Source organism: Poriferisphaera corsica, from assembly GCF_007747445.1.
Classification (GTDB): Bacteria; Planctomycetota; Phycisphaerae; order Phycisphaerales; family Phycisphaeraceae; genus Poriferisphaera; species Poriferisphaera corsica.
In genome coordinates, this window is the sequence record NZ_CP036425.1 from 3979528 (window position 1) to 4002460 (window position 22933).

General features: G+C 47.9%; 21 protein-coding genes. 3 read left to right on the top strand and 18 right to left on the bottom strand.

Translation table 11 applies throughout. The features are described from left to right. Nucleotides 1–48 precede the first annotated feature (48 nt). Entirely contained in the window at nucleotides 49–630 is a 582-nt protein-coding gene (locus KS4_RS16185) for a histidine phosphatase family protein (RefSeq protein WP_145080611.1), read from the top strand. On the opposite strand, the gene thpR is transcribed toward KS4_RS16185, so the two are convergent. The 4 genes from thpR to KS4_RS16205 all read right to left on the bottom strand — a co-directional run bounded on the left by thpR (nucleotide 627) and on the right by KS4_RS16205 (nucleotide 3517). Continuing rightward, nucleotides 627–1220 carry an RNA 2',3'-cyclic phosphodiesterase gene (gene thpR / locus KS4_RS16190; RefSeq protein WP_145080614.1) on the bottom strand — a complete coding sequence of 198 codons (594 nt, stop codon included), beginning with the start codon at nucleotides 1218–1220 and terminating at the stop codon, nucleotides 627–629. The genes KS4_RS16185 and thpR overlap by 4 nt on opposite strands. Before the next feature lie 103 nt (nucleotides 1221–1323). Next, the gene (locus KS4_RS16195; RefSeq protein ID WP_145080617.1) at nucleotides 1324–1617 is read right to left on the bottom strand and encodes a putative quinol monooxygenase; all 294 of its coding nucleotides are present in this window, start codon (nucleotides 1615–1617) and stop codon (nucleotides 1324–1326) included. A 231-nt stretch (nucleotides 1618–1848) separates the two neighbouring features. Next, a complete protein-coding gene (locus tag KS4_RS16200; RefSeq protein WP_145080620.1) occupies nucleotides 1849–2169 on the bottom strand; it encodes a putative quinol monooxygenase in 321 nt (106 codons plus the stop codon). Nucleotides 2170–3037: 868 nt separating this feature from the next. Further along, nucleotides 3038–3517, bottom strand: coding sequence for a division/cell wall cluster transcriptional repressor MraZ (locus KS4_RS16205; protein WP_200761365.1), 480 nt, complete (start codon nucleotides 3515–3517; stop codon nucleotides 3038–3040). A 539-nt stretch (nucleotides 3518–4056) separates the two neighbouring features. Here KS4_RS16205 and KS4_RS16210 point away from each other — a divergent pair. Continuing rightward, nucleotides 4057–5061 carry a diguanylate cyclase gene (locus tag KS4_RS16210; RefSeq protein ID WP_145080626.1) on the top strand — a complete coding sequence of 335 codons (1005 nt, stop codon included), beginning with the start codon at nucleotides 4057–4059 and terminating at the stop codon, nucleotides 5059–5061. Nucleotides 5062–5074: 13 nt separating this feature from the next. On the opposite strand, the gene lgt is transcribed toward KS4_RS16210, so the two are convergent. Together lgt and KS4_RS16220 are read right to left on the bottom strand one after the other, a co-directional pair. Next, the gene (gene lgt / locus KS4_RS16215; RefSeq protein WP_145080630.1) at nucleotides 5075–6109 is read right to left on the bottom strand and encodes a prolipoprotein diacylglyceryl transferase; all 1035 of its coding nucleotides are present in this window, start codon (nucleotides 6107–6109) and stop codon (nucleotides 5075–5077) included. Nucleotides 6110–6135: 26 nt separating this feature from the next. After that, nucleotides 6136–8535, bottom strand: coding sequence for a ribonuclease R family protein (locus KS4_RS16220; protein WP_145080633.1), 2400 nt, complete (start codon nucleotides 8533–8535; stop codon nucleotides 6136–6138). A gap of 244 nt (nucleotides 8536–8779) precedes the next feature. Between KS4_RS16220 and KS4_RS16225 the strand changes: the two genes are divergently transcribed. Beyond that, entirely contained in the window at nucleotides 8780–9184 is a 405-nt protein-coding gene (locus KS4_RS16225; protein ID WP_145080636.1) for a YlbF family regulator, read from the top strand. A gap of 57 nt (nucleotides 9185–9241) precedes the next feature. On the opposite strand, the gene KS4_RS16230 is transcribed toward KS4_RS16225, so the two are convergent. The 12 genes from KS4_RS16230 to KS4_RS16285 form a co-directional block, all read right to left on the bottom strand. After that, on the bottom strand, nucleotides 9242–9961 hold the full coding sequence (locus KS4_RS16230; protein ID WP_200761367.1) for a sulfite exporter TauE/SafE family protein: 720 nt from the start codon (nucleotides 9959–9961) through the stop codon (nucleotides 9242–9244). 60 nt (nucleotides 9962–10021) lie between these two features. Next, nucleotides 10022–10810 (bottom strand): sulfite exporter TauE/SafE family protein, encoded by a 789-nt coding sequence (locus KS4_RS16235; RefSeq protein ID WP_145080643.1) that lies wholly within the window; start codon nucleotides 10808–10810, stop codon nucleotides 10022–10024. A 344-nt stretch (nucleotides 10811–11154) separates the two neighbouring features. After that, complete coding sequence (locus KS4_RS16240; protein WP_200761368.1) at nucleotides 11155–12651, bottom strand: succinate CoA transferase; 1497 nt, start codon at nucleotides 12649–12651, stop codon at nucleotides 11155–11157. A 145-nt stretch (nucleotides 12652–12796) separates the two neighbouring features. Further along, nucleotides 12797–13573 carry a biotin--[acetyl-CoA-carboxylase] ligase gene (locus tag KS4_RS16245; RefSeq protein WP_145080645.1) on the bottom strand — a complete coding sequence of 259 codons (777 nt, stop codon included), beginning with the start codon at nucleotides 13571–13573 and terminating at the stop codon, nucleotides 12797–12799. Nucleotides 13574–13788: 215 nt separating this feature from the next. Continuing rightward, entirely contained in the window at nucleotides 13789–15447 is a 1659-nt protein-coding gene (locus KS4_RS16250; protein WP_145080648.1) for a sodium ion-translocating decarboxylase subunit beta, read from the bottom strand. A 168-nt stretch (nucleotides 15448–15615) separates the two neighbouring features. Continuing rightward, nucleotides 15616–16011 (bottom strand): biotin/lipoyl-containing protein, encoded by a 396-nt coding sequence (locus KS4_RS16255; protein WP_145080651.1) that lies wholly within the window; start codon nucleotides 16009–16011, stop codon nucleotides 15616–15618. A 115-nt stretch (nucleotides 16012–16126) separates the two neighbouring features. Then, on the bottom strand, nucleotides 16127–16510 hold the full coding sequence (locus tag KS4_RS16260; protein WP_145080655.1) for an OadG family protein: 384 nt from the start codon (nucleotides 16508–16510) through the stop codon (nucleotides 16127–16129). A 144-nt stretch (nucleotides 16511–16654) separates the two neighbouring features. After that, nucleotides 16655–18226, bottom strand: a complete 1572-nt coding sequence (locus KS4_RS16265; RefSeq protein ID WP_234698825.1) for an acyl-CoA carboxylase subunit beta — start codon at nucleotides 18224–18226, stop codon at nucleotides 16655–16657. Between the two features lie 143 nt (nucleotides 18227–18369). Beyond that, entirely contained in the window at nucleotides 18370–18780 is a 411-nt protein-coding gene (gene mce / locus KS4_RS16270) for a methylmalonyl-CoA epimerase (protein WP_145080658.1), read from the bottom strand. Between the two features lie 107 nt (nucleotides 18781–18887). Then, nucleotides 18888–20570, bottom strand: coding sequence for an acyl-CoA mutase large subunit family protein (locus KS4_RS16275; protein ID WP_145080661.1), 1683 nt, complete (start codon nucleotides 20568–20570; stop codon nucleotides 18888–18890). A gap of 180 nt (nucleotides 20571–20750) precedes the next feature. Then, nucleotides 20751–21764: an ArgK/MeaB family GTPase gene (locus KS4_RS16280; RefSeq protein ID WP_200761369.1), complete on the bottom strand. Its 1014-nt coding sequence runs from the start codon at nucleotides 21762–21764 to the stop codon at nucleotides 20751–20753. Nucleotides 21765–21797: 33 nt separating this feature from the next. Beyond that, complete coding sequence (locus tag KS4_RS16285) at nucleotides 21798–22220, bottom strand: cobalamin B12-binding domain-containing protein (protein ID WP_145080664.1); 423 nt, start codon at nucleotides 22218–22220, stop codon at nucleotides 21798–21800. Nucleotides 22221–22933 lie beyond the last annotated feature (713 nt).

Consider the following 22933-nt stretch of genomic DNA (forward strand, 5'->3'; position numbering starts at 1 on the left):
ACCATTACATTGATCTATAAACGAATCCAATAAGTCGATAACAATTCTATGAGTAATCATTACAGCCAAAAGATTTTTCTTGTTAGACATGGCCAAACAGCGTGGTCATTATCTGGCAAGCATACGGGGCGTAGTAATATCCCACTAACTGAGGCTGGCAAACGAAATGCGACAAAACTGCGACCAGTATTAGCACATCTCAATTTCGAAATGGCGTTGACTTCACCACTACAACGTGCACGTGAAACGGCACATCTCGCTGGCTTTGACGAAGCAATTGAAGATCCCGATTTAATGGAATGGGACTATGGGCAGTACGAGGGGATCACGACTGCAGAAATACGTAAAACTGCGCCAAATTGGACGGTATTTACCCAGCCTTGTCCCGGTGGCGAAAGCGGCAGAAGTGTTGGCAAGCGCGTCGATCGTGTTATCGATCGTGTAAAAGGTTGCCGCGGAGATGCTATACTTTTTGCGCATGGGCATGTACTACGTGTACTGTGCGCGCGTTGGCTAGACATGAATCCAGCTCAAGGAATGCACTTTGTACTAGGAACTGGCAATCTCAATATTTTGGGGTATGAACATGAAACACCTGCCATTGAGGTTTGGAATGAACATATTCATTAGGAACGATGTGGTGACACCAACTCAATTTCATGTTTTGTCGTATAGAACGCGCCAGCACCTGTGAGCGAAGAAGCAATCAGTTCAATACGGTTTGCTTGCACTTCGCCAAGATCACGATCACTAAATCGATGTATAATTTCTTCGACCTTTTTCTCCGCTTTGTGTTGATCTTTAATGCGAGCAAGTGTGAGATGAGGAACAACGTTCCGATCTAGCCGTTCGATTGATGGCGACATTTCTTCAAGCGCTGATGTGATCTTCTCTGAGACCTCTAAGATATAATGCTCTGACGCCTCGTCTAGCGTTAAAAAAACTACACGCGCGGGTTTACGCCTTGATGTAGGAAATCGTGATACCGATTCGAATTGCATACATCTTGATGGGAAACGATATTCATCATGCAACTCAGCAAGCGTATCACCAATCGGTTCAATTAGTGCATTTGGCACTTCACCAATAAACCGTAATGTTAAGTGTAAATTTTCAAGCGAGGGCATTCTGACCATTAAATCTAAAGCTGCAAGACTGCTGTATACTTCTCGGGCTTCCGCAGATAATTCAATTGGTATTGCAATAAATAGACGTGTCATGATCTGTGGATTAATTTTATATTTTTACGCTTAGTATGTATTGCGATCAATTTGTATATATCTATATACGACATCACTTATAGATCTTTATGTTCATCTCGTCTTATTTCTTGGTCATCTGCAGAAGCTCGAAATCAGCAATTTTCCCTTCGGATATCGCTCGCCAATGCTTGAGATGTGGCGTTTCCATATGAGCTTCCCAGAGAGGTTTACTTTCCCATGTTTCATAAAAAAGAAACAGGTTTGGGTCTTCATCTGATTGATGTAAATCATAAAGCACACAACCAGGATCTTTACGTGATGGTTCAAGCAATGCAAAAAGCTCTGATTCGAGCTCTTCACGAGATTCTGATTTGACAATGACCTTCGCAATGATTGTTAGTGGCGATGTACTCATCACAGACTCCTCAACATTTTACATAAACCTTCTAGCACAACATTTAACTATCATAACCACCTCCATTGTTAGTTGCGAAATACTATCGTTGCTTTACTTTTTGTAACTCCACATCTACATGCTTATCCTATATGAATCTCATTTACCTAGTATAGGGGAAAGAGGAAAATAGAATCTCATAGAGCGATCAAGGGATTCATACCGCTTATCACATGAGCCCTAGATTTTCATTCAAACAAACGTATCTGGTGTTTCTGAAGCTTCGATCAATTCTACTTTATCAACAATGTGGTTGATCGCATTTATGAACTCCGCTGTGTATTTCATATTCAAATGTTCTTCCCAAACTTTCGCAGACTCCCATTTGTGATAAATAATGAAACAAGTGGAGCACGTGTGGGATTGAAATAACTCGAAGTGAATACAACCACTCTCTGTACGCGTTTGCTTCATGAATGCCTGGCAATGAAAAAGAAACGTCTCACCTGTACCGGGCTTTGTGGTGTAATGCGTAAAGCCAGTAATAACGTTTTTAGCTTCTTTCTTTTTCATAGGTACCCAATTTGTTAAGTGCGTAGATCGTAGTATTACTGAATCGTAGCGTGCAACAATAATGAATTGATAAACGGCAGCTTTATGGGTATCGGTTGAGCTAAATGGACGTGATCAAAAACTATTTATGACAAGTCGACCTATAAAAAACCATGCCACCGGTAGGGAGTCCGTATGGCATGGCGGAGGAGAAAGATCATATTTAGATGCCCAAATATCTAGGCATATCTGCAAAGCAGGATTGCATGACACTCTATTTTACGCGTTGCAATCGCAGCAAGTTCGCAGGAAACGGTATCAACTTAGTCATATTTTAACCAAAAATTACCTATTTTAAACAATCGATTCTGGGAAAGATCGACAAAAATGGGCAGTTTTTGTTAACACCGCCATAGGCAACCCAGTAATGACATTTATATGACATTACGAAGACAAACGGGGGTATACCGCATAATTACCACAAATGGGCAAGAGGAATGATAAAAAAAATCAGCGAAGGGCCAGAGCCGTAGGGCAACGTGCCAGAGAAGATGACTGAATGCTAGAAGGCACCCGATCACTGATGCGACTGGCTTGACACACTAGAGTCCTTCGTCCGTGAAGCGACCGTTAGGCTGCCTGCGTTGAGGTTCCTGGGTTCTGGTGAAGAATCCGTTCCACCTTCGCTGAGCAATTCCATAGCAGATAGAGCGTCCGATCTCTGTCTGCAGTTATTTCGTGCTACCTAGCGAAATCCGTTTTCGCAGGGGAGCTATATCGCTGTGGAGCGGTCCTTGCTCTACAGATGAAATAGGTCGCCTCGTCCGTGAGGCTCATGAATCGATAGATTGGAGATTGAAATGAATTGTCGGGATGCTGTCATCACGCCCTAGCGACGCATCATGCGTCTTGGGTTGGTGAGCAACGCAGGGTTCTGAGCAAGCCTTTCTTCAAGGCGTTTGAGCCATGCTTCACGACTGTGTACTTCGAGGTGATCCTTCACGCCGAGGAGTACGATGTCTGAAGGCAAGTTAGCTCGCTTGATCAGCGACTCTGGAAGCCTGACACGTCCCTGTTTGTCGATTTCCACACGGGTTGCAAGAGAAAAGAGAATACGTTCGTATTCGAGCAATTGATCCGCGTCGAGTTCTGAATCGTCGAGCTGTTGAGCTCGTTTTTCAAAATCCGACTCTGTGTAGATGCTAAGTGATCCGCCTTCCGGGTCTAACTCGCCTGGTATGACGAATAGAGCGATAGCGTCGCCTTCTCCTGCGCCAGCGGCCCGTTGTATCTGGGCTCGGATTGGTGCTGGAATTGCAAGGCGATTTTTTGCATCAATTGAGTGCTCGTAGGTGCCGGTGAAAACCAATATTTCAATCTTTCACACACAAAGGTGATACGTGGGATATTACCCCACTACTCCCCACTCAGCAACACTTTTTCCCCCCAAACCCCCATTTTTTCTCAAGTTACGGAAGTAACCTTACCGATTGACCACCGTTCAATTAGTTGCGACACTCATGCCTTTCGATATAAATGCTGATATATCTTGATTTAACTTTATCCAGACACTTACTAAGTGCTCATACCTATATCAGTGGCCCACATATTCTCGGACTATGTATTTTCGATTAATGCATGGCATCACAAAGAAATGTAAATAGATGAAGTGGATAACCTGTCGGTTACTGGACCTTTGCATCGCTAAGCTGACATTGTCTAGGCAACGGATCTAAACCAGGCAAGTTAACTGAACTACATGTTCGTTTTTTATCAGATACAAATTGCCAGATGATAAAAGTTAAATGGACCAACATAACAATTGGGTCGATAACTGAATAGATTGAGGATACCAAGGCTGTAAGTCTCACCGCACAGGACGACAAGGGAAGAGGATCGCAGGAGTTGATGAACCCAAAGATTCTAATCATTGAGGAAGAAGCACGCTTATTAGATCAGATGCGTGACGCACTCGAGCAACATTTTGGCTCGAGTTGTGTGCAATACTGCTGCAGTGTTTTTGAAGCCAAAGAACAGGATCTCCTTCACGTGGATCTTGTTCTCACAAGTATGGATTTGCCGGATGGCTCTGCACTTGATGTCGTCGAAAATCTTCTTGTTAAACGAAACGATCTTCCTATCGTCGTCATGGCTGACGAAAGCATCATTGAGTTGGCCATACAAGCAATTAAACAGGGCGCTTACGATTGCATTATCCGTGGTGGCGATTGGCTAACAGGGCTACCATTCATTGTCGAAAAAAATCTCGCAGTCTACATCGTCAAGATGGAAAATGAACAGTTACGAAAACGATTAGAGCGAACTCTCGATCAACTCCGTGTGAAAAATGAACAATTGGAGATGGTGGTTGAGAAACTAGAAGATATTGCAGCCACCGATCCCTTAACGGGATTAGCGAACAGGCGTGCGTTTGCCAGAGCGCTAGGGCGTTACTTCGCTGCCTCAACGCGTGACGACACCGATCTTGCATGTATTATGATTGATCTTGATGGATTTAAGGCGCTCAATGACACGCTGGGCCATCAGAATGGTGACAAGCTCTTACAACACACATCACGTGTTTTGCAGCAATTCCTACGACGCTCCGACTTGGCCGGTCGATTCGGTGGTGATGAATTTGTTCTGCTTCTACCTAATACCAATCAACAACGAGCCATTCAGGTTGCAGAACGCATACAAGATGAATTCCGCAAAGAAATATCACGGCAAATCATGGATGAACATGATCAAATCAAGCTGTCCATGAGTATGGGTTTAGCGACTCTTCGTGTGTCAGAAGCAAAGTCCCCGCAAGCACTCATTGAATGTGCCGACAAAACACTCTATGCTGCAAAACGCTCAGGCAAAGATCAGTTACTCGTATATCAGCCGAAGCGTACTGCGAAGGTATAACCATCAGATAAAGCTATTGCTGCATCGCTTCGGCATCTAATTCCGGTAATTTTTGCCAACCACCCAATGCTTCGACATTTCTACTTTTAGCCCAAAGAATCCCCACGATACCCACCGCAATCACAGGCACAGACAACCACTGACCGCGTGTTAAGCCGAATGCTTCATAACCAATCTGAACATCCGGGTTTCTATAAAATTCAGCCAAAATCCTAAATATTGCATAGAAAATAAAGAAGCTGAATGTCACAATACCTGGCTTACGTGGCTTGCGATAAATCACAAACATAATGACAAACAGCGCCAGTCCTTCCAATAATGCTTGATAAATCTGTGAAGGATGACGCGTTGTAAGCAATGGCGCGATTGCATCAATAATGACTTGATTGTGTTTTTGCGTCTGCTCAATAATACGATCCGGCGTCCAGTATTCCTGGATATAACCAAACTTTGTGGGCGATGGGAGCTTGGCAATTAGCGCTTCATATTTTTCTGGCTGCGAGTAATACCAATTGGTTATTTCCGTTGGAAATTTCACGCCTAATGCAAAATTAGGATCCTTCACAGCTCGGCCATACAACTCACCATTAATAAAATTAGCAATACGCCCAAAAAAGATCCCGATCGGTCCAGACACAGCCAACAGATCTACTAAAAACAACAACGGTTGTTGATGCTTTCGGCCATACCACCACGCACCAATAATCGCACCCACGATCCCTCCATGCGAAGCCATCCCTCCGTTATTGATCGCAAGCACCCCCCAATATGGAAACTCCTCCGTGAACCCCCATAAACTACGATCATAAAAAATGCAGTATCCTAAACGCCCACCAATCATCATCCCAAGCGCAACAAAAACGATAAAATCCGTGACCGCCTCAGGCTTCATCGTTCCTTTGCCGACTTTACAGATGCGCCTGATTAATAGCCATGCTGCAAAAATTCCCGCCAGATAAGATAAGCCATACCAACGAATCGGATACACGAGGAATGGCGATATCTGGTGTACATACGGACTTGTTTGTGCGAGTAATATAGAGACCATATCTAACCAACAATTTGTCTAGCGAATTATCGACGACGAGCGGATCGTTTACGTGCTGCCTTAAGCTTGCTTTTCTGCTTTGCTGCATTTTTGGGCTTTACCCCGCGAGCCGACTTCTTTTTCGAACCTTGTTTGTGTGACTTGTCCGAACGTTTCGTTTTTTTATCAAACGCTTTTTGCTGCGTTTTTGAACTTTTGCGACCAGATTGTTGATCAACGATAACCAAATCCATTTGCCTTCGCGAAAGGTCCACGTTCGCAATGCGAATGACAAATTGATCACCAATCGTTATTGATTTACCTGATCGTTGAGCAACCAGCGCCCCAGTATTTGCATTCAGCTTCCACCGTTCGCCTGCAGGCGGCAATTCATTCACATGGACAAACCCATCAATCACAAACTTATCAACCTGCACGTAAATGCCCGATGAAGTCACACCTGTAACCGTACCGCTAAAATCTTCGCCCAGATGTTCCGCAAGCAATTCAAGAATCAAATATGAACGCAACTCACGTTCCGCTGTTTCCGAGTTTCGCTCCGTATGTGAACAACCTCGAGAGATCTCATGCATCTGCTCTTCGTCTGGTACGCGTGCGTCCTCTACCACCTTCTTCGCGATCTTCTTCTTGTTACGTGAATTGATTGCCTTTCCATCAGCCGCATCAATCACTGCATCAATCCCGCGATGCACCACAAAATCCGGATACCGCCTAATTGGCGAAGTAAAGTGCGTGTAATGCTCACTGGCAAGCGCAAAGTGCCCAATCATCGACGGTGAATACTCCGCCTTGTTGAGCGTTTTCAAGACCGCCATATGAACTGCCTGCTGTGCCGGCTTACCTCGCACCGATTCAAGCAATGCCTGCAAAGAATGTCGATCTGGCCGCTGCGGGATGTTATACCCTGAGACCCTAGCAAACGAGTGCAATTCACCCAAATCATAAGTATCAGGATCAGGGTGCGTACGCCTGATCATCGGAATATTCAAGATGTCGAATAAGCGAGCCGCAGCCTCGTTGGCTTCGACCATAAACATCTCAATAATCGTATGGGTAAACGCGTCATCCTCAGGCTGCGCATCAACCACACGCCCCGAATCGTCAAACACCAGTTCAACATCCGGCAAACCCAGCACAATCATCCCCTGCTTCATACGCCGACCACGAATCACCTTCGCCAATTCGTCCATCAGCTTCAGTGCAGTAATCAACTCTCTTGAATACTTAGGAGTGGATTTTGTATGCTTCATCGCCTCACGAACATCATCACCGATCAAGGCTTGCGCTTCGAGGTAGGTCAATCGCTTTGCAGAACAGATCACCGTTCTCGCAAACCGCTCTGACACTACCTGCCCCGTTTCGTCATACCGCAAAAAGCATGACTTCGCATATCGGTTCACACCTTCTTGAAGCGAACACACACCATTCGACAAAACCTCTGGCAGCATCGGAATCACTTTACGAGGCAAATAGGTCGAGTTCCCTCGCCTGATTGCTTCCTTATCCAACGCACCGCCCGATTTCACAAAATGAGCAACATCTGCAATATGCACACCTAATTCATAACAAGCCCCATCCTTCTGCACCTCATCAAACCGCGTGATTGAGATCGCATCATCGTAATCCTTCGCATCTGGTGGGTCGATTGTGCAGATAAACGTTTTCGTCAGATCTTCACGATCTTCAGGAATCGTATTATCAATCTTCTTCGATGCTAATCTGGCTTCCTCTAACACATCGTTAGGAAATTTTTCTTCCAATCCAAACGCACGCATAATCGCCATCGTCTCAACGTTCGGCTCACCAGCCTCCCCTAAAACCTCGGTAATCACACCCTCCGGCAAATTGCCAAAATCGTCCGGGTAAGACACCAAATCGATCGCAACCTTCGAACCAACCTTCGCATTCTTAGCATGAGGATCTCGAATGATCACAGGCTCATGAAGCGATCGGCCATCAACATTCACCACATACATATTCCCACGCTTGGTAAGCGTACCGACATAACCACGAGCAGAACGCTCAAGGACTTCGATAATTCGGCCAATATATGGCGACTTGCCCATCGTCGCACGACGTTTCTGCGAAATGACTTTCGCTCGAACGCGATCACCCGTCAGCGCATCTATACCATTACCCGGTGGGATAAATAAATCGCCATGAGCCGTCAGCGAGTCCGGCACAATAAAGCCAAACCCACGTTCGTGACGCCGGTAAACCCCAATCATCTCCTTACCCGGAGGTGGCAATGTCACAGCATCTGACGAGCCCAGTATGACCTGCCCCTCCGATAACAACTGCTCTGCCGCTTCGTAAAATGCGGTCTTCTCCTCTCCCTCAATATTGAGCTCTTCTGCTAACTCCCGCAGTGTCTGCGGCTCATACCTTCGATCTGAAATGTAATCTAATATGCGATTCTGATACATCAATGTGGATGTTATCCCGTTATAGTATTTTGATAATACAAAGCTGAGTGTACGGGGTGGTGCGTCCGTCCAATCCCCTCAACCCTGTTTATCGGCTATCCACCCGCAACATAATTCATATTGCAATAAACCCGCCGATGCGGATATTGTACGTTACGGATTGTTCCTGTGGTTCATTTTTCATGAACCCACAACAATCTCAGCAATAATAGTGTACCCGCTTACACAATGACAGGAGGTAATCATGACCAAAACCGATGAGATACTGGCTGACGCCAAAAAACTAGGCAAAAAAATAAAAGACCATGAAATCGCCCAAAAACTTGAAAACGCAATCCACGCACTCGAACAAGACATCGACGCCCAACGACTCATGACCGACTACAACCGCCTAACGACGGAAATCGCCGAAAAAGAGCACAAGGGGCAACCTGTTGAAGTCGACGAAAAGCACAAGATAGCCGAGCTTCACAAACAGATCGTCATGAATCAAGTGCTTCAAGATCTTCAAATGACCCAGATGGATTACTCCGATTTAATGCGCCAAGTCGATCAAGCTATCTCCAGTGAAATTGCACCACCACAACCAAATCCCGAATCCAAACCCAAGCCCGATGAGCCAAAAGGCGAATCACCAATTATTCAATAAACCTAAATACCAGCCTCATCATCTAAGCCGCATTTTCAAATGCGGTTTTTTTATTCTTTAATGCAAAAACGGAATCACAATACTAATCAAACCAAGCAAAATTAAAAACATATACATCACCACACGCAATCGCTCCGTTCCTAACCATTGCCCAAGTCTGTTCCCTACCCGCGCACCAATAAACGATACCGGAAAAAAAAGCACACCAAGAAATGTCGCCACCATAATCTCACGCCCAAACACATACCACAGCATCAAAAGCAATGGCGCAATATCCGCCAGAAAAATCAACCATATAAACGTGCGCATACGATGCATCCCCCATCGATGCGCCATCATATATAAAATCAAAGGCGGCGAACCCATCCCTACTAACCCCTCAATGTAACCACTCGAACCTCCCGCCGCATATGCCCAATTTCGCCCCAACTTATCTTGTGGCTCAACACGCAACATCGTCTGCATCGCCACTGCCAACAGCACCACCACACCCACCATCGCCTTCGCGATATCCGGATTAAATGTGTCCAATAAATATAACGTCGCAACACCGATCGGCAACGCAATCAAATGCGACACAAGCACCGGGCAGATTGACGGCCAATGAATATGGCCTCGGTAGTAATAGCAACTTACACCATTCACAAACAACATCGTCATCAGCATAATTGTAATCGCCGACGGCAATGACACGCCGCCCAATACCAACAGTGGTATACATATCAATCCAACACCAAAGCCCACTGCTCCGCTGGAAACACTGCCTACAAAGAGCACGCACCCGATCCAAATTGTTTCGTTCAAGTCGAGCATACTCATCAATTCAAAAACACAACTTTAATACTTCCCTGCTAGTAACGCGTGATGCGTCCACTTAGCTAATGGCAAACATACACTCACCATTCCCAACAGCACCAAGATCATATAAGCAACCCATCGCAACTTCTCCACCCCTAACCAATGCCCAGCCTTATTCCCCAGCAACGTACCGCACACGCTAACCGGGAACAAAAAAACACCCAAATACACCGCATAAACAATCTCCCCTTTAAATTCATAACTCAATAGCAATAGCAACGGTATCACATCCGACAGGAACACCACCCATATCGTCGTACGGATCCGATCCAAATCCCACTTCTGCATCATCACATACAACACCAGTGGCGGCGACCCCATCCCAACCAATCCCTCAATGTACCCACTCCCCAAGCCCGCACCCCAACCCCACACCGCATTCACATGATCCCGTGGCTTCACCTTCAAGGCCCACTGTGCAAACACCGCAATCAATACCATGATCCCAACAACCGCCTTCGCCACTGATGGATTAAACCCTTCAATATACACCAACGTCAACACACCAAACGGCAATCCAATCAGATGCATCGACACGAGCGGCCACACCGTTTTCCAATGAATTGACCCTCGGTATTTCAAGCAGCTCGTACTGTTCGTGAACAGCATCGTAACAAGCATGACTGCAATCGCCGTCGGCAAGGGTATTTCACCCAACACCAACAAAGGTATTGCCACCAAGCCTAAACCAAAACCCACCGCACCCTGTGTAAACGCGCCCAAAAACAATACAAAACCAATCCATACCGTCATCTCAAAGTGATTCATTAATACCAACCTGCCCAATCATTGCACTGCTTGCACGCACAAACAATAGGCAACAAATCGGCTATCAATCATCTCATCTGATCAGGGAATTTCCTGTATGACGCTATCCAAACCAACCACTCAATTAATTACCGGATCGAAAATTTCTCAAGAAAAACTGAAACAGATTACAACGTTATATGCCGCGTAAGTAAAACCATCATCAACAGCAGGTTCACTGAATAAGCATTCAATACATAACGACCCACGAGGCAACAAGTATGTTTTAAAAGAAGCGCATTAAAAAAGGCCGCAACAAATTGTCACGGCCTCTAATCGACTGTTTGATTTTATTACATCATCACTTACTCAGGTAACATCTCACCTGTTTCGATGAAGTTGCGGTGCAACTCGAAGCATTTCGTGAGGTCGTGATGGAGGTGACCACCCGGAGATTCGTTGACATACTTGCGAAGATAGTCTTTGTATCGTGGATGAGCACAATTTTCGATGATCGCGTTTGCACGTTCAATTGGGCCCAAACCACGCAGGTCCGCAAGGCCTTGTTCCGTAACAAAAACATTCACAGAGTGCTCAGAGTGGTCAACGTGTGACGCCATTGGGACGACAGCAGAAATCTTGCCAGCCTTCGCAACAGAAGGAGCCACAAAGATAGACAGGTATGCGTTACGAATAAAGTCACCCGATCCGCCAATACCATTCATCAACTGCGTACCACAAATATGTGTCGAGTTCACATGACCATAAATATCAGCTTCGATCGCCGTATTAATCGCGATCACACCCAAGCGACGAACAACCCCTGGATTGTTCGAGAGTTCCTGAGGACGCAAGACCACACGTGAGCCGTAGAAGTCCATGTTGTCGTACACACTCTTGATTTTCGGATCAGAGAGCGTAAGTGAAGTTGTTGAAGCGCCGAGGAGCTTGCCCGATTCCATCAAGTCAACAAGCGCATCTTGGAAAACTTCGGAATACATATAGAAAGGCGGGATATCGTCAGCGGTACCCAGACCTGCCATAACAGCATTGGCGACGTTACCGACACCCGACTGTAGTGGGAGGAATTCTGGTGGGATACGGCCAGCCTTCAGTTCAGCGACCAAGAACTTCACAACGTGATCAGCAATCCTGTTGCTGACTTCGTCCGGAGCGGCAAACGGCGCAACACCATCACTCTGATTATTTTCTACAACCGCAACAATCTTCTTAGGATCAACCGTTGCAAACGGTGTACCCATCTTTGAGAGCGGGTGGAAAATGGGGATCGGGTTACGATGCGGCGGCTTCGGCAAAATCACCACGTCATGCATCTCTGCCAGTCGTGTTGAGTGTGCACGGTTCACCTCAATGATGACCTTCTTCGCATAACGAAGTGCAGCCGCTGAAATACCACCACTCGTCGTTAGATAAACGCGACCGTCCGGCGTCACATCGGTTGCTTCAACAACCGCAAAGTCTGGCTGGTCAATAAAACCAAAACCCAACATCTGTGGCACGTGCGACAAGTGCATATCCAAAAACTCTGTCTTTTGGCTATTGATACACCCACGTAATGATTTTGATGATTGGTACGGTGCACGCCATGCAATCGCATCCGCTGCCGCTAAAGCTTCGTCCAAATCCTTACCAGTTGACGCTCCGGTCAACACACGCACGCGATACTCTTCACCTTTTTCGTGAAGCGCCTTCGCACGCTCCGCCAACGCTGAAGGCACAACTTTCGCTGCACCCGCTGGGGTAAATCCAGAAAAAGCAATCATCGCATTATTCGGAATCAATTCCGCTGCTTCTTCCGCTGTCATCCGGGGAAAGGTGAGTCCCTGTTTGTCACTAACCATCGTGAGGCTCCAGGCTGTGGGTACTAAACAATCGATTTATACATAGTTCCTATCGGAACAATTCAACTCTATATTAGGTGATGCCCGTGTTTTGTTTGGTGTTACCGGCAAAAACCTTTCTATTCACGCACTTCTAACACGTGATTCATCCACTTCCCCGCATTTTCGTTATCTCACCAGATTCCAGCCTGATGCGACTCTTCCCCCCAACCTCCACAAGCAATCCACCACCATCATCAACCCCAACCAAGACCCCCATCTGTTCTTTTCCACCCATCTCATACCTCACCTCCTCACCCACCCACGCCAAGCTCCCCTCAATCCGCGCCCTCGCCTCCTCATTCAAACCACCACACACTTCTAACTCCCGCATAGCCCCCGTAATTGCCACCCCACAATCCCCGATTAATTTCGTGATATTCACCTCGCATCCCAACTCGTCTTTCAGCGACGTTGGCCGTGTCCTCAAATCTTCTCCCAACCCCGACACATCCACGTTCGCATTAATCCCGACCCCCAATATCATGCTCCCTCCAATCCCCTCCTCAACACCCTGCCCTGCAACCAACACCTGCTCACACAGTATCCCGACCAATTTTCGCTCACCCACCAATACATCGTTCGGCCACTTAATCCGCAATCGATCCCTCAACCCTGCTTCCCCCATCCCCGCAATCACTTCACGCACCGCCATCCCCACAGCTAACGGTGCCGCCCCCATCTCTTCCGGCCCTCGATTGCTCGGCCACACCACACTAAACCAAGCACCACCCGCAGGCGATTCCCACTTTCTCCCCATTCTCCCCCGCCCCATCGTTTGCTTCCCCGCACTCACCACGATCACTTCACCAACATGCTCACGCGCCAATTCCGCAGCACGCGTATTTGTCGAATCAGTCTCGTCGTAATGATAGACAAGCATCAACGCTTCCCTTTACCCATTCGTTTCAATACGTTCACACCCATCCCGTTATGCATTTCGTGCGTTACTGCTACAGACATAAATCAAATCCATGAGCAGTAAACCAACTTGATTCACTTCGCATTCACGCAACGACCATTGGAGCAACGCATACAAATTGTCACAGAACGCATTAAAACACCTCTTCACTTTTCAGCAAAGAGGTGCAATTTTTATTATCCGAGACTGCTAAGCAGCACACCCGCCGCAACAGCCGATCCAATCACCCCCGCAACATTCGGCCCCATCGCGTGCATCAAAAGGAAGTTTTGCGGATCCTCATCCGTACCAACCTTGTGCACAACACGAGCAGCCATTGGAACAGCCGAAACACCAGCCGCACCAATCAGCGGATTGATCTTTTCTTTCAGGAAAAGATTCATCACCTTAGCAAAAAGTAGACCCGACATCGTAGCCACAGCAAAAGCTGTAATACCAAGCACGAAGATGTAAATCGTCTGCATTGTCAGGAAGTTTGCAGCAGAAGTTTTTGCACCAACAGTGACACCAAGAAGAATGGTGACGATATCGATGAAGGTTGTCTGTGCAGTCTTAGCTAAACGGTCTGTAACCAAAGACTCACGAAGAAGGTTACCGAAGAAAAGCATGCCGAGCAGTGCAAGACCGCCAGGAGCAATCATGGCTGTCATCAAGAAGCCAACGATTGGGAACATGACTTTCGCTGTGCGTGAGACTTCCGTCTTAGGCATCGGCATCCGACGCAAGCGTTCTTCCCTCGTCGTGAGCAACTTCATAATCGGTGGCTGAATGATCGGAACCATCGCCATGTAGGAATAAGCCGCCAATGCAATCGCACCTAATAGTGGTGGAGCAAGCTGCGAAGCTGTAAAGATCGCCGTTGGGCCATCCGCACCACCAATGATGCCAATCGCACCCGCTTGAGCATCTGTGAAACCCAAGAAGATCGCACCAAGAAATGCGCCAAAGATGCCGAACTGTGCAGCAGCACCAAGCAACAATGTCTTTGGGTTGCTCAGCATCGGGCCAAAGTCCGTCAAAGCACCAATACCAAGGAAGATCAATGGTGGATAGAAGCCAGCCAAACCAACACCCGCAAACAGCCACCAGAACACAGATGCGTTATGGATATTCTGTTTGTCGACTGACCAAACCTGTGGGTATTGTGGGAACTGACCTTCACGGTCAATCTGCTTCGCAAAAACATATCGGCCTTGACCAAGATTAATGAAGCCTGGCTTTGTAATCTCTTTCTCGCCAGCGACTTCTTCAACACCAAAATCTTTTGAAAGCTTACTTGTGCTCCAAGGATAAAGGTTGTGACCATTAACCATCACAGCCTTGCCTTCAAACGCAAGGTTTTTGCCTTCTTGTGGATTTTCGATAGCTTTAATATCTGACACCGACTCGAAATTCGCGACATCAGAAGCATACAACGCCGTCAGGAATTTCTCCCCGCCAGACATCGTCTCAAGCTCTGATTCAAAGCCCGCCTTCTGCGTCTCAGACTTCAACTCTTTAATGCGATCCAAAGCCGCAGCAACGCCAACGACGTCCTTGCCTTCAATCTCAAAAGTCAGCTTGTCTGTTTCAATCTCGTAGTAATGAAGATCGTGCGGATTCACCGGCCCGTCATACACCCCAAGCGCGACCTCGTTTGAATTGTATGGAATATTACCGATCAAAACACCGAAACCAATCGGTACCAGAAGCAGTGGCTCGAAACCCTTCTTAATCGCAAGGTATATGAAGAGTAGACCAATACCGATCATCACCACATTGGGCCACATATACTCCCACTGCCCGAATCCCGAGCCAGCGAGGTACTGTGAAATTGTATCTATTAATTGTTGCATTATGCCAAACACTCTATTCGGTAGTTAGGCTTTCTCATAACGCCTCTCGCAGCTCTCGCCGCATCAGCGCCTACGGGCAAATGACTTCTCAGCCAGTCCGCCCAACAATGAGTCCGCTCTAATTCAAAGATCCACGATCCTCAAACAGCAAACCCAATACGACTGAGATTAGAACTTAACCAGCACCTGGCCAGCCTGAACCGCATCACCTGCTCCACAAGTGATCGCTGAAACCGTACCCGCAACCGGAGATGCGACCACTGATTCCATCTTCATCGCTTCGAGCGTCAGCAGTGGATCATTTACAGCAACCGTGTCGCCGACTTTGACCTTAATTTCAAGAATGCTGCCAGCAATCGGGGCCGTTGCGTCACCACCTGCGCCGCCTGCCGCTGGGGCCGGAGCTGCCGCTGGTGCGGGTGCTGGAGCCGGAGCCGCTGCTGGTGCGGGCGCTGCGACTGGAGCCGGAGCTGCCGCCGCGACCGGTGCCGCGCCGCCATTTTCATCTAAAACGTCTACATCAACGTCGTACTGTTTACCTTGAACCGTAATGCGTAATTTCATGGGAATCGTACCTTGCGTTTTTGGTTTTGATTGACCAATTATTTGTTATCTCAGGCTCAGCATCGCTGGCCGTAATTTTTCACGAATTAACCAACACACCTTCACACCCATCAGCCTACCGGCGTGTCGGACGGTGACTCGTCATGATCGCACGACGACCGTGTCTCGCCCAATTGCTACCTGCCTGCTGTGCCGTCAGTGAATCCACACGACGAATCCGATGAGGCTTACGAACAATCGCAGCAACCGCAGCAGCAATCACAACTAATGTTTCAGGCTCAATCTCATCACTCGCAGCCTTCGCTGACGCCACTGGAACGCTCGCAGCCGCTACCGCAGGTGCTGGTGCAGGCTTATTCAGCATCGCATGCATCAACTTGATCGCCCATAAGAGCAAAATCAAAGCCGAAAACACAACGCCCATACCCACGATCATCAGCACAATACCACCCGTAAGCTGCTCCGACGTCAGTGCAAGTGTGGTCAGGTTAGTGAGCATATATATCTCTTCCTGTTAGAAATCTATCTTCAAAAGCACCATCCTACAGACAATGCCCGCTTTCGTCTTCACAGACCCACTCAGACCCTCCGTCTGAGCATGCCCATTTCAACAAAACAATGATTTTAACTCAAACCGCCCGCTTTACAGAGGGATCAAGCCATGCTTCTTCTCAGGACGCACATCACGCTTCGATGACAACGCATCCAACGCCATCGCCACATAGCGACGTGTCTCAGATGGCTCAATGATATCGTCTACCAACTGACGTTGCCCAGCAATGTAAGGCGTCGAGAATTTCTCACGATACGCTTCGATCAATTCTTCACGTTTCGCAGCTTGATCGTCCGCCGCAGCAATTTCTTTACGGAACACGATACCCGCGGCGCCTTCAGCACCCATCACTGCAATCTCAGCACTTGGCCAAGCTGCAACACGGTCAGCACCCAACTGCTTGGATGACATCGCAAGGTATGCACCGCCATATGCCTTACGCAGCATGATCGAGATCTTCGGAACCGTTGCCGCTGAATAAGCAAACAACATCTTCGCTCCGTGACGGATAATCCCACCATATTCCTGCTGAACGCCCGGCATGAAACCCGGAACGTCAACCAATGTCACCAGTGGAATATTAAACGCGTTACAGAAACGGATAAACCGTGATGACTTGTCAGAAGCATCGATATCAAGGCAACCCGCCTTGACCATCGGCTGGTTCGCAATGATACCAACCGAACGACCATTGATACGAGCAAAGCAAGTAATCATGTTCTGAGCGAATGTCTGCTGTGATTCAAGGAAATCGCCATCATCAACGATCTTCGAAATCACATCACGCATATCGTAACCCTGACGTGGATTGTCCGGGATAATGCTATTCAATGATTCTTCGACTTCCATCGTTTCAACACGTGGACCCATTGGCGGATCTTCCATGTTGTTCGCAGGAAGGAAGGAGAGAAGCTTCTTACAGATTTCCATCGCGTGTTTATCATCGTCAGCAACGAAGTGAACAACACCCGAATAAGTCATCTGAGCTTCAGGGCCACCAAGCTGTTCAGCAGTGACCTCTTCACCAGTCACCTGCTTGATAACAGCAGGACCCGTGATAAACATCTGTGCCTGGCGCGTCTGAATGATGAAGTCCGTCAGAGCCGGTGCGTAAGCAGCACCACCCGCACAAGGACCACAAATCAGTGAGATCTGAGGAACAACACCTGAAAGCAGCGTGTTATGGTAGAACGTGCGGCCATAACCCGACAACGCGTCAATACCTTCCTGAATACGAGCACCACCTGAGTCATTAATAAACACAAACGGGCTACCTGTCTTCAAGGAAGCCTTCATCATGTTCACCACTTTTTCCGAGTGAATCTCACCCGCAGCACCACCAACAGACGTAAAGTCCTGTGACGCAAAGTGAACCAGTCGGCCATCTACAGCACCACAACCCGTGATGACACCGTCAGCAGGAACAAACTTGCCTTCCATGCCAAAGTTCACACAGCGGTGTGCCGCAAAAGCATTCTGCTCTTGCATGGAATCCGGATCCAAAAGCACATCAACACGCTCACGAGCGGTCAGCTTGCCTTGAGAATGCTGCTTATCAATGCGCTTCTCACCGCCCATTCCGCGGATCGTCTTCTTCTTCTCGCGCAATTCGGCGATACGATCAGCCATCGTCATCTGACTGCGAGTCTTGCTCTCTGGCATGGCTTACATTCCTCACTGATAAAAGTGGGTTGACTAATAATTCTTTCCTGGATCCCACCCCAAAAACTCATCCGCCGCCTTTCAGCGACAAACGAGTCTATTCAATCACTGCATCAAACTGACTACAGCATTTCAATAACTATTTAGTGGCCTGGCTCACAGAGTTCCGTGAGAATGCCGCGTGAAGATTTTGGATGCATGAATGCAATCTTCGTACCGTGAGCACCATTACGTGGCTTCTCATCGATCATACGAAGGCCGCCTTCTTTGATCTCATCAATACGATCCTGAATGTTCTCAACAGTGTAAGCAACATGATGGATGCCTTCGCCGCGCTTTTCCAAGAACTTACTGATCGGTGAATCTTCGCTGGTTGGCTCAAGCAACTCGATACGAACATCACCAACAAGGTAGAACGCAACCTTAACCTTCTGCTCTACAACTTCTTCGACACCTTCAAATTTGCCGCCGAGAACGTTTTCGTAGTATTCGCGTGCTTCGTCCAGTGACTTAACCGCAACACCGAGGTGATTGATTGCTTTAGCCTTAATCATTGCTCCAGCCTTTCTGTTCTTTAAACAGTCTGCATCTTAACGATGCAAAATTATCTTTGCGTTAAATAAAGCTCACCGGATTCCTCCGATGAGCTTCTAATTTTCGATTAGTTAAAGGTCTCAGTGTATTGTCCAAAGACACCTTCCATAGCGTTACAAATTTCGCCAATCGTCGCGTACTCGCGAACCGCATCCAGAATGAACGGCATCAGGTTCTCATCACCCTTTGATGCCTCAGTCAACGCAGCAAGCTTCGTCTTAACAACTTCCTCGTTACGATCCGCCTTGACCTTCGCAATCTTATCAGATTGCAATTTGCCGACAGACTCGTCAACTTTGAACAGTGGAATCGTATTCTCTTCTTCCACCTGGAACTTGTTCACACCGACGACAATACGGTCGTTGCTTTCGATGGACTGACCGTAATTGTAAGCCGATTGCTCGATCTCTTTTTGCACGTAACCCTGCTCGATGGCGGGCACCATGCCACCCAGCTCATCGATTTTCTCGATATAGGCAAGGGCTTCGGCTTCGATCTTATCTGTGAGCTGTTCAACATAGAAGCTGCCTCCTAATGGGTCAATCGTGCTAGTTACACCTGACTCCTCAGCCACAATCTGCTGCGTACGAAGCGCAACTCGCACACTGTCTTCCGTCGGAAGCGCCAGCGCCTCGTCCTTCGAGTTCGTGTGCAATGACTGAGTCCCACCCAATACCGCTGCCAGCGTCTGAATCGCAACACGTACGATGTTGTTGTCAGGTTGCTGAGCAGTCAACGTCACGCCACCAGTCTGCGTATGGAAACGAAGCATCCATGATTTAGGATTTTCAGCTTTGAAGCGATCCTTCATGATCTTCGCATAGAGACGACGTGCTGCACGGAACTTCGCAACTTCTTCAAGAAGGTCCGTATGAGCCGCAAAGAAGAACGCCAAACGTGGTGCAAAATCGTCAACCTTCAGGCCAGCCTTCATCGCTGTTTCAACATAGCAGATTGCGTCTGCAATCGTGAAACCAACTTCCTGTGCAGCAGTCGAACCCGCTTCACGGATGTGGTAGCCTGAGATTGAGATCGTATTCCAGCGTGGAACGCTCTTCGTGCAATACTCAAAAATATTCGAGATCAATCGCAGTGATGGCTTCGGTGGGAACCGGTACGTGCCACGTGCGATGTATTCTTTCAAAATGTCGTTCTGAATCGTACCCGTCAGCTTGTCTGCTGGAACGCCCTGCTTCTCACCAACAGCGATGTACATCGCCAGGAGAATTGCAGCACTCGAGTTGATCGTCATCGAAGTCGAAACCTTGTCCAGCGGGATGCCGTCAAACAAAACTTCCATGTCTGCCAGTGAGTCGATCGCAACGCCGACCTTACCCACTTCGCCAACTGACATCGAGTCATCAGAGTCGTAACCGATCTGTGTTGGCAAGTCGAACGCAACCGACAACCCAGTCGAACCCTGTTCGAGCAGGTAACGGTAACGCTTGTTCGATTCCTCAGCAGTCGAGAAACCAGCATACATACGCATCGTCCACAAACGACCGCGGTACATCGTTGGCTGCACACCACGTGTAAACGGATACTGTCCCGGGAAGCCGAGCTTCTCGTTGTATTCCTTCATCACACTAGGTTCTGGTGTGTAAAGACGTTCCACCGGCTCATCCGAAACCGTTACAAACTCTTCTTTACGCTCAGGAAAACGACCACATGTCTTCGCGACCGGACCCTCGTCCCATTTCTTCTTTGCTTCTGCAATTTTTTCCAGATTCGAGCACTTATCGTCAGCCATCTTTTTTCATCTCCCGTTAGGGTCTTTAGCCTTCCCTCACTATTGGGTCAGCTTCCGATGATTATGTCATTGTTAATGGGCGATCGCTCGCCCCTTTTCCCTATCCAGCGATTAGCACATCTAATCACCAGTTAGCTCCCATCCCTTATAAAAACCAAGCCCGCTTCCGACTCCAATCACTCATTTCTTCAATGAGCAATCTTCCGAGGGCGAGCAGGCTTCTTTCAAAAGCACATGGGCCACATCCTTGACCGTCACCGTGCCATCAATAATCTTTGCCGTCATCTCAGGTTTCGATCTCAGCACTCCCGCCAAACGCATCCGCGCCTGATCCAGCACCGACTCACTCACATCCGCATGCATCCGCTTCTCGCGAAGCTCCGGCCAAGCCTCACACTGCTCGCTCGTACGCTTATCCAAAAGCTCCACCAGCACATCAATGTTCACCTTGTCCGTCGCACTCACCAGCTGCACATCCGTCACCGCCTTCTTATCGAAGCTCAGATTCAGACTGCTCAATAACTGCGTATGTAACTGCGCCGATCCTTCGCGGTCCATCTTGTTGATCACGAACAAGTCCGCAATCTCCATCAAGCCCGCCTTCAGCATCTGGATCGAATCGCCCTGCCCCGGTGCCAGCACAACCGCCACCAGGTCTGCTACCTGCGTCACTTCCACCTCGCTCTGCCCAACGCCCACAGTCTCAATGATCACGACATCGCAACCAATCAAGCCCATGATCCGAGCAACGCCCTTAACACCAAGTGTCAGGCCGCCAAGATGCCCACGTGCAGACAACGAACGAATAAAAACCTTTGAATCTGTCGCGTGACGCATCATCCGAACACGGTCACCCAATACCGACCCGCCTGTAAACGGGCTACTCGGGTCAACCGCAATCACACCCACCTTCTTGTCCGGATACTTCTCGCGATATTCACCAACCAAAGCGTCCGTCATCGTCGACTTACCGCTACCCGGCGCACCTGTTATACCCAGGAACAACCGTGGCATCGGGATCTGCTCACTCAACTCATCTTCACGACCCTGACGGATCGCCGCCCACGCATGAAACAGCTCTGGCAACCGCCAAGGCTGATCCTCCATGAGGCTCATCAATCGACCCGCAGCACGAATCCCGACAGGACCGTCCTCCAAAGCCTTCTCTACAAGTTGATTCAGATCATTTGTCATATCAGACAACCGAACTCTCTGCCTGTAAATCTCTTACTTAGCCAAACATGCGTTCAGCGTATCCACAATCTCTTTCGCAGGTGTACCCGGGCCGAACACAGCCTTGATACCCATCGCTTCCAGACCCGGAACATCGTCCGGCGGAATCGTCCCGCCACCGAACACAATAATGTCCGCAGCGTCCTTCTCCTTCAGAAGATCCAACACACGCTTAAATAACGTGTTATGCGCTCCTGAAAGCAAACTCAGGCCAATCATCTTCACGTCTTCCTGAATCGCTGCATCAACGATCTGCTCAGGCGTACGACGAATACCCGTATAAATCACTTCGAATCCAGCATCACGAAGAATGTGCGCAACATACTTGGCGCCACGGTCATGACCATCAAGACCTGGCTTACCAATCAGCACACGTACCTTCGCACCTGTCGCGGTACTATCGCTCATAGCAAACATTCCCTTTTCAAATTTTCAGCTTTACCATGCTCACCGGGTGGGTCCGGGTACCGTCAAATCAACCCAGGACCTCCGGGTTCATCTCACAGTCTGGCAAAAGGCGGGCACAGGCGTCCCACAAGTCCTCAAGAATAGAATCTTTCCTACCCTTTATCAAGTTAACCAGTACCTTTTATCTTTTTATGAACCCGTTCCCAGCTAAGGATATGTCCTATCGACGTAAACCTCCACTCAACTGAGACTTAAAGCAAATTTTCCCCTCACGACCCCTTTACGCCCCCCTTTATCGGCCCACCTATTTACACCAGTGAAATAACACTCGAAATCGCGTTCCAAATAGCAGAATACACGATTCCACAGTCTTATTTACACTTAAGAATATCAATTTTTCGCCCCTACTCAACAGCAGACACTAACCAAAAACTTTTACAATTTTCAATTTTCTCCACCAACCATCCACCGATCCCCTAATTCCTATAACCTATTTCATCATTTCATGACACGACCCTCAGCCCATCATCTTCCCATGTAATTCTGTCGCAAATTATTACAAACCTACAAAAGACATTTGCTCCTTTAAATGATAGCAATATACTCCCATTTAACGCTGTCGCAATTCGAGGGGATATAGGGATTTCGAGGCGGAGAGAGCCGACTTGCACCAATCATCTCGATCATGCGATTTAATCCAACCCAAGCCTCCTACCAACGCT

Bases quoted from the DNA above. Each gene is read 5' to 3' on its own strand.
- KS4_RS16185 (WP_145080611.1), top strand. From the start codon at position 49: ATGAGTAATCATTACAGCCAAAAGATTTTTCTTGTTAGACATGGCCAA.
- thpR (WP_145080614.1), bottom strand. From the start codon at position 1,220: ATGACACGTCTATTTATTGCAATACCAATTGAATTATCTGCGGAAGCC.
- KS4_RS16195 (WP_145080617.1), bottom strand. From the start codon at position 1,617: ATGAGTACATCGCCACTAACAATCATTGCGAAGGTCATTGTCAAATCA.
- KS4_RS16200 (WP_145080620.1), bottom strand. From the start codon at position 2,169: ATGAAAAAGAAAGAAGCTAAAAACGTTATTACTGGCTTTACGCATTAC.
- KS4_RS16210 (WP_145080626.1), top strand. From the start codon at position 4,057: ATGAACCCAAAGATTCTAATCATTGAGGAAGAAGCACGCTTATTAGAT.
- lgt (WP_145080630.1), bottom strand. From the start codon at position 6,109: ATGGTCTCTATATTACTCGCACAAACAAGTCCGTATGTACACCAGATA.
- KS4_RS16220 (WP_145080633.1), bottom strand. From the start codon at position 8,535: ATGTATCAGAATCGCATATTAGATTACATTTCAGATCGAAGGTATGAG.
- KS4_RS16225 (WP_145080636.1), top strand. From the start codon at position 8,780: ATGACCAAAACCGATGAGATACTGGCTGACGCCAAAAAACTAGGCAAA.
- KS4_RS16235 (WP_145080643.1), bottom strand. From the start codon at position 10,810: ATGAATCACTTTGAGATGACGGTATGGATTGGTTTTGTATTGTTTTTG.
- KS4_RS16240 (WP_200761368.1), bottom strand. From the start codon at position 12,651: ATGGTTAGTGACAAACAGGGACTCACCTTTCCCCGGATGACAGCGGAA.
- KS4_RS16245 (WP_145080645.1), bottom strand. From the start codon at position 13,573: ATGCTTGTCTATCATTACGACGAGACTGATTCGACAAATACGCGTGCT.
- KS4_RS16250 (WP_145080648.1), bottom strand. From the start codon at position 15,447: ATGCAACAATTAATAGATACAATTTCACAGTACCTCGCTGGCTCGGGA.
- KS4_RS16255 (WP_145080651.1), bottom strand. From the start codon at position 16,011: ATGAAATTACGCATTACGGTTCAAGGTAAACAGTACGACGTTGATGTA.
- KS4_RS16260 (WP_145080655.1), bottom strand. From the start codon at position 16,510: ATGCTCACTAACCTGACCACACTTGCACTGACGTCGGAGCAGCTTACG.
- KS4_RS16265 (WP_234698825.1), bottom strand. From the start codon at position 18,226: ATGCCAGAGAGCAAGACTCGCAGTCAGATGACGATGGCTGATCGTATC.
- mce (WP_145080658.1), bottom strand. From the start codon at position 18,780: ATGATTAAGGCTAAAGCAATCAATCACCTCGGTGTTGCGGTTAAGTCA.
- KS4_RS16275 (WP_145080661.1), bottom strand. From the start codon at position 20,570: ATGGCTGACGATAAGTGCTCGAATCTGGAAAAAATTGCAGAAGCAAAG.
- KS4_RS16280 (WP_200761369.1), bottom strand. From the start codon at position 21,764: ATGACAAATGATCTGAATCAACTTGTAGAGAAGGCTTTGGAGGACGGT.
- KS4_RS16285 (WP_145080664.1), bottom strand. From the start codon at position 22,220: ATGTTTGCTATGAGCGATAGTACCGCGACAGGTGCGAAGGTACGTGTG.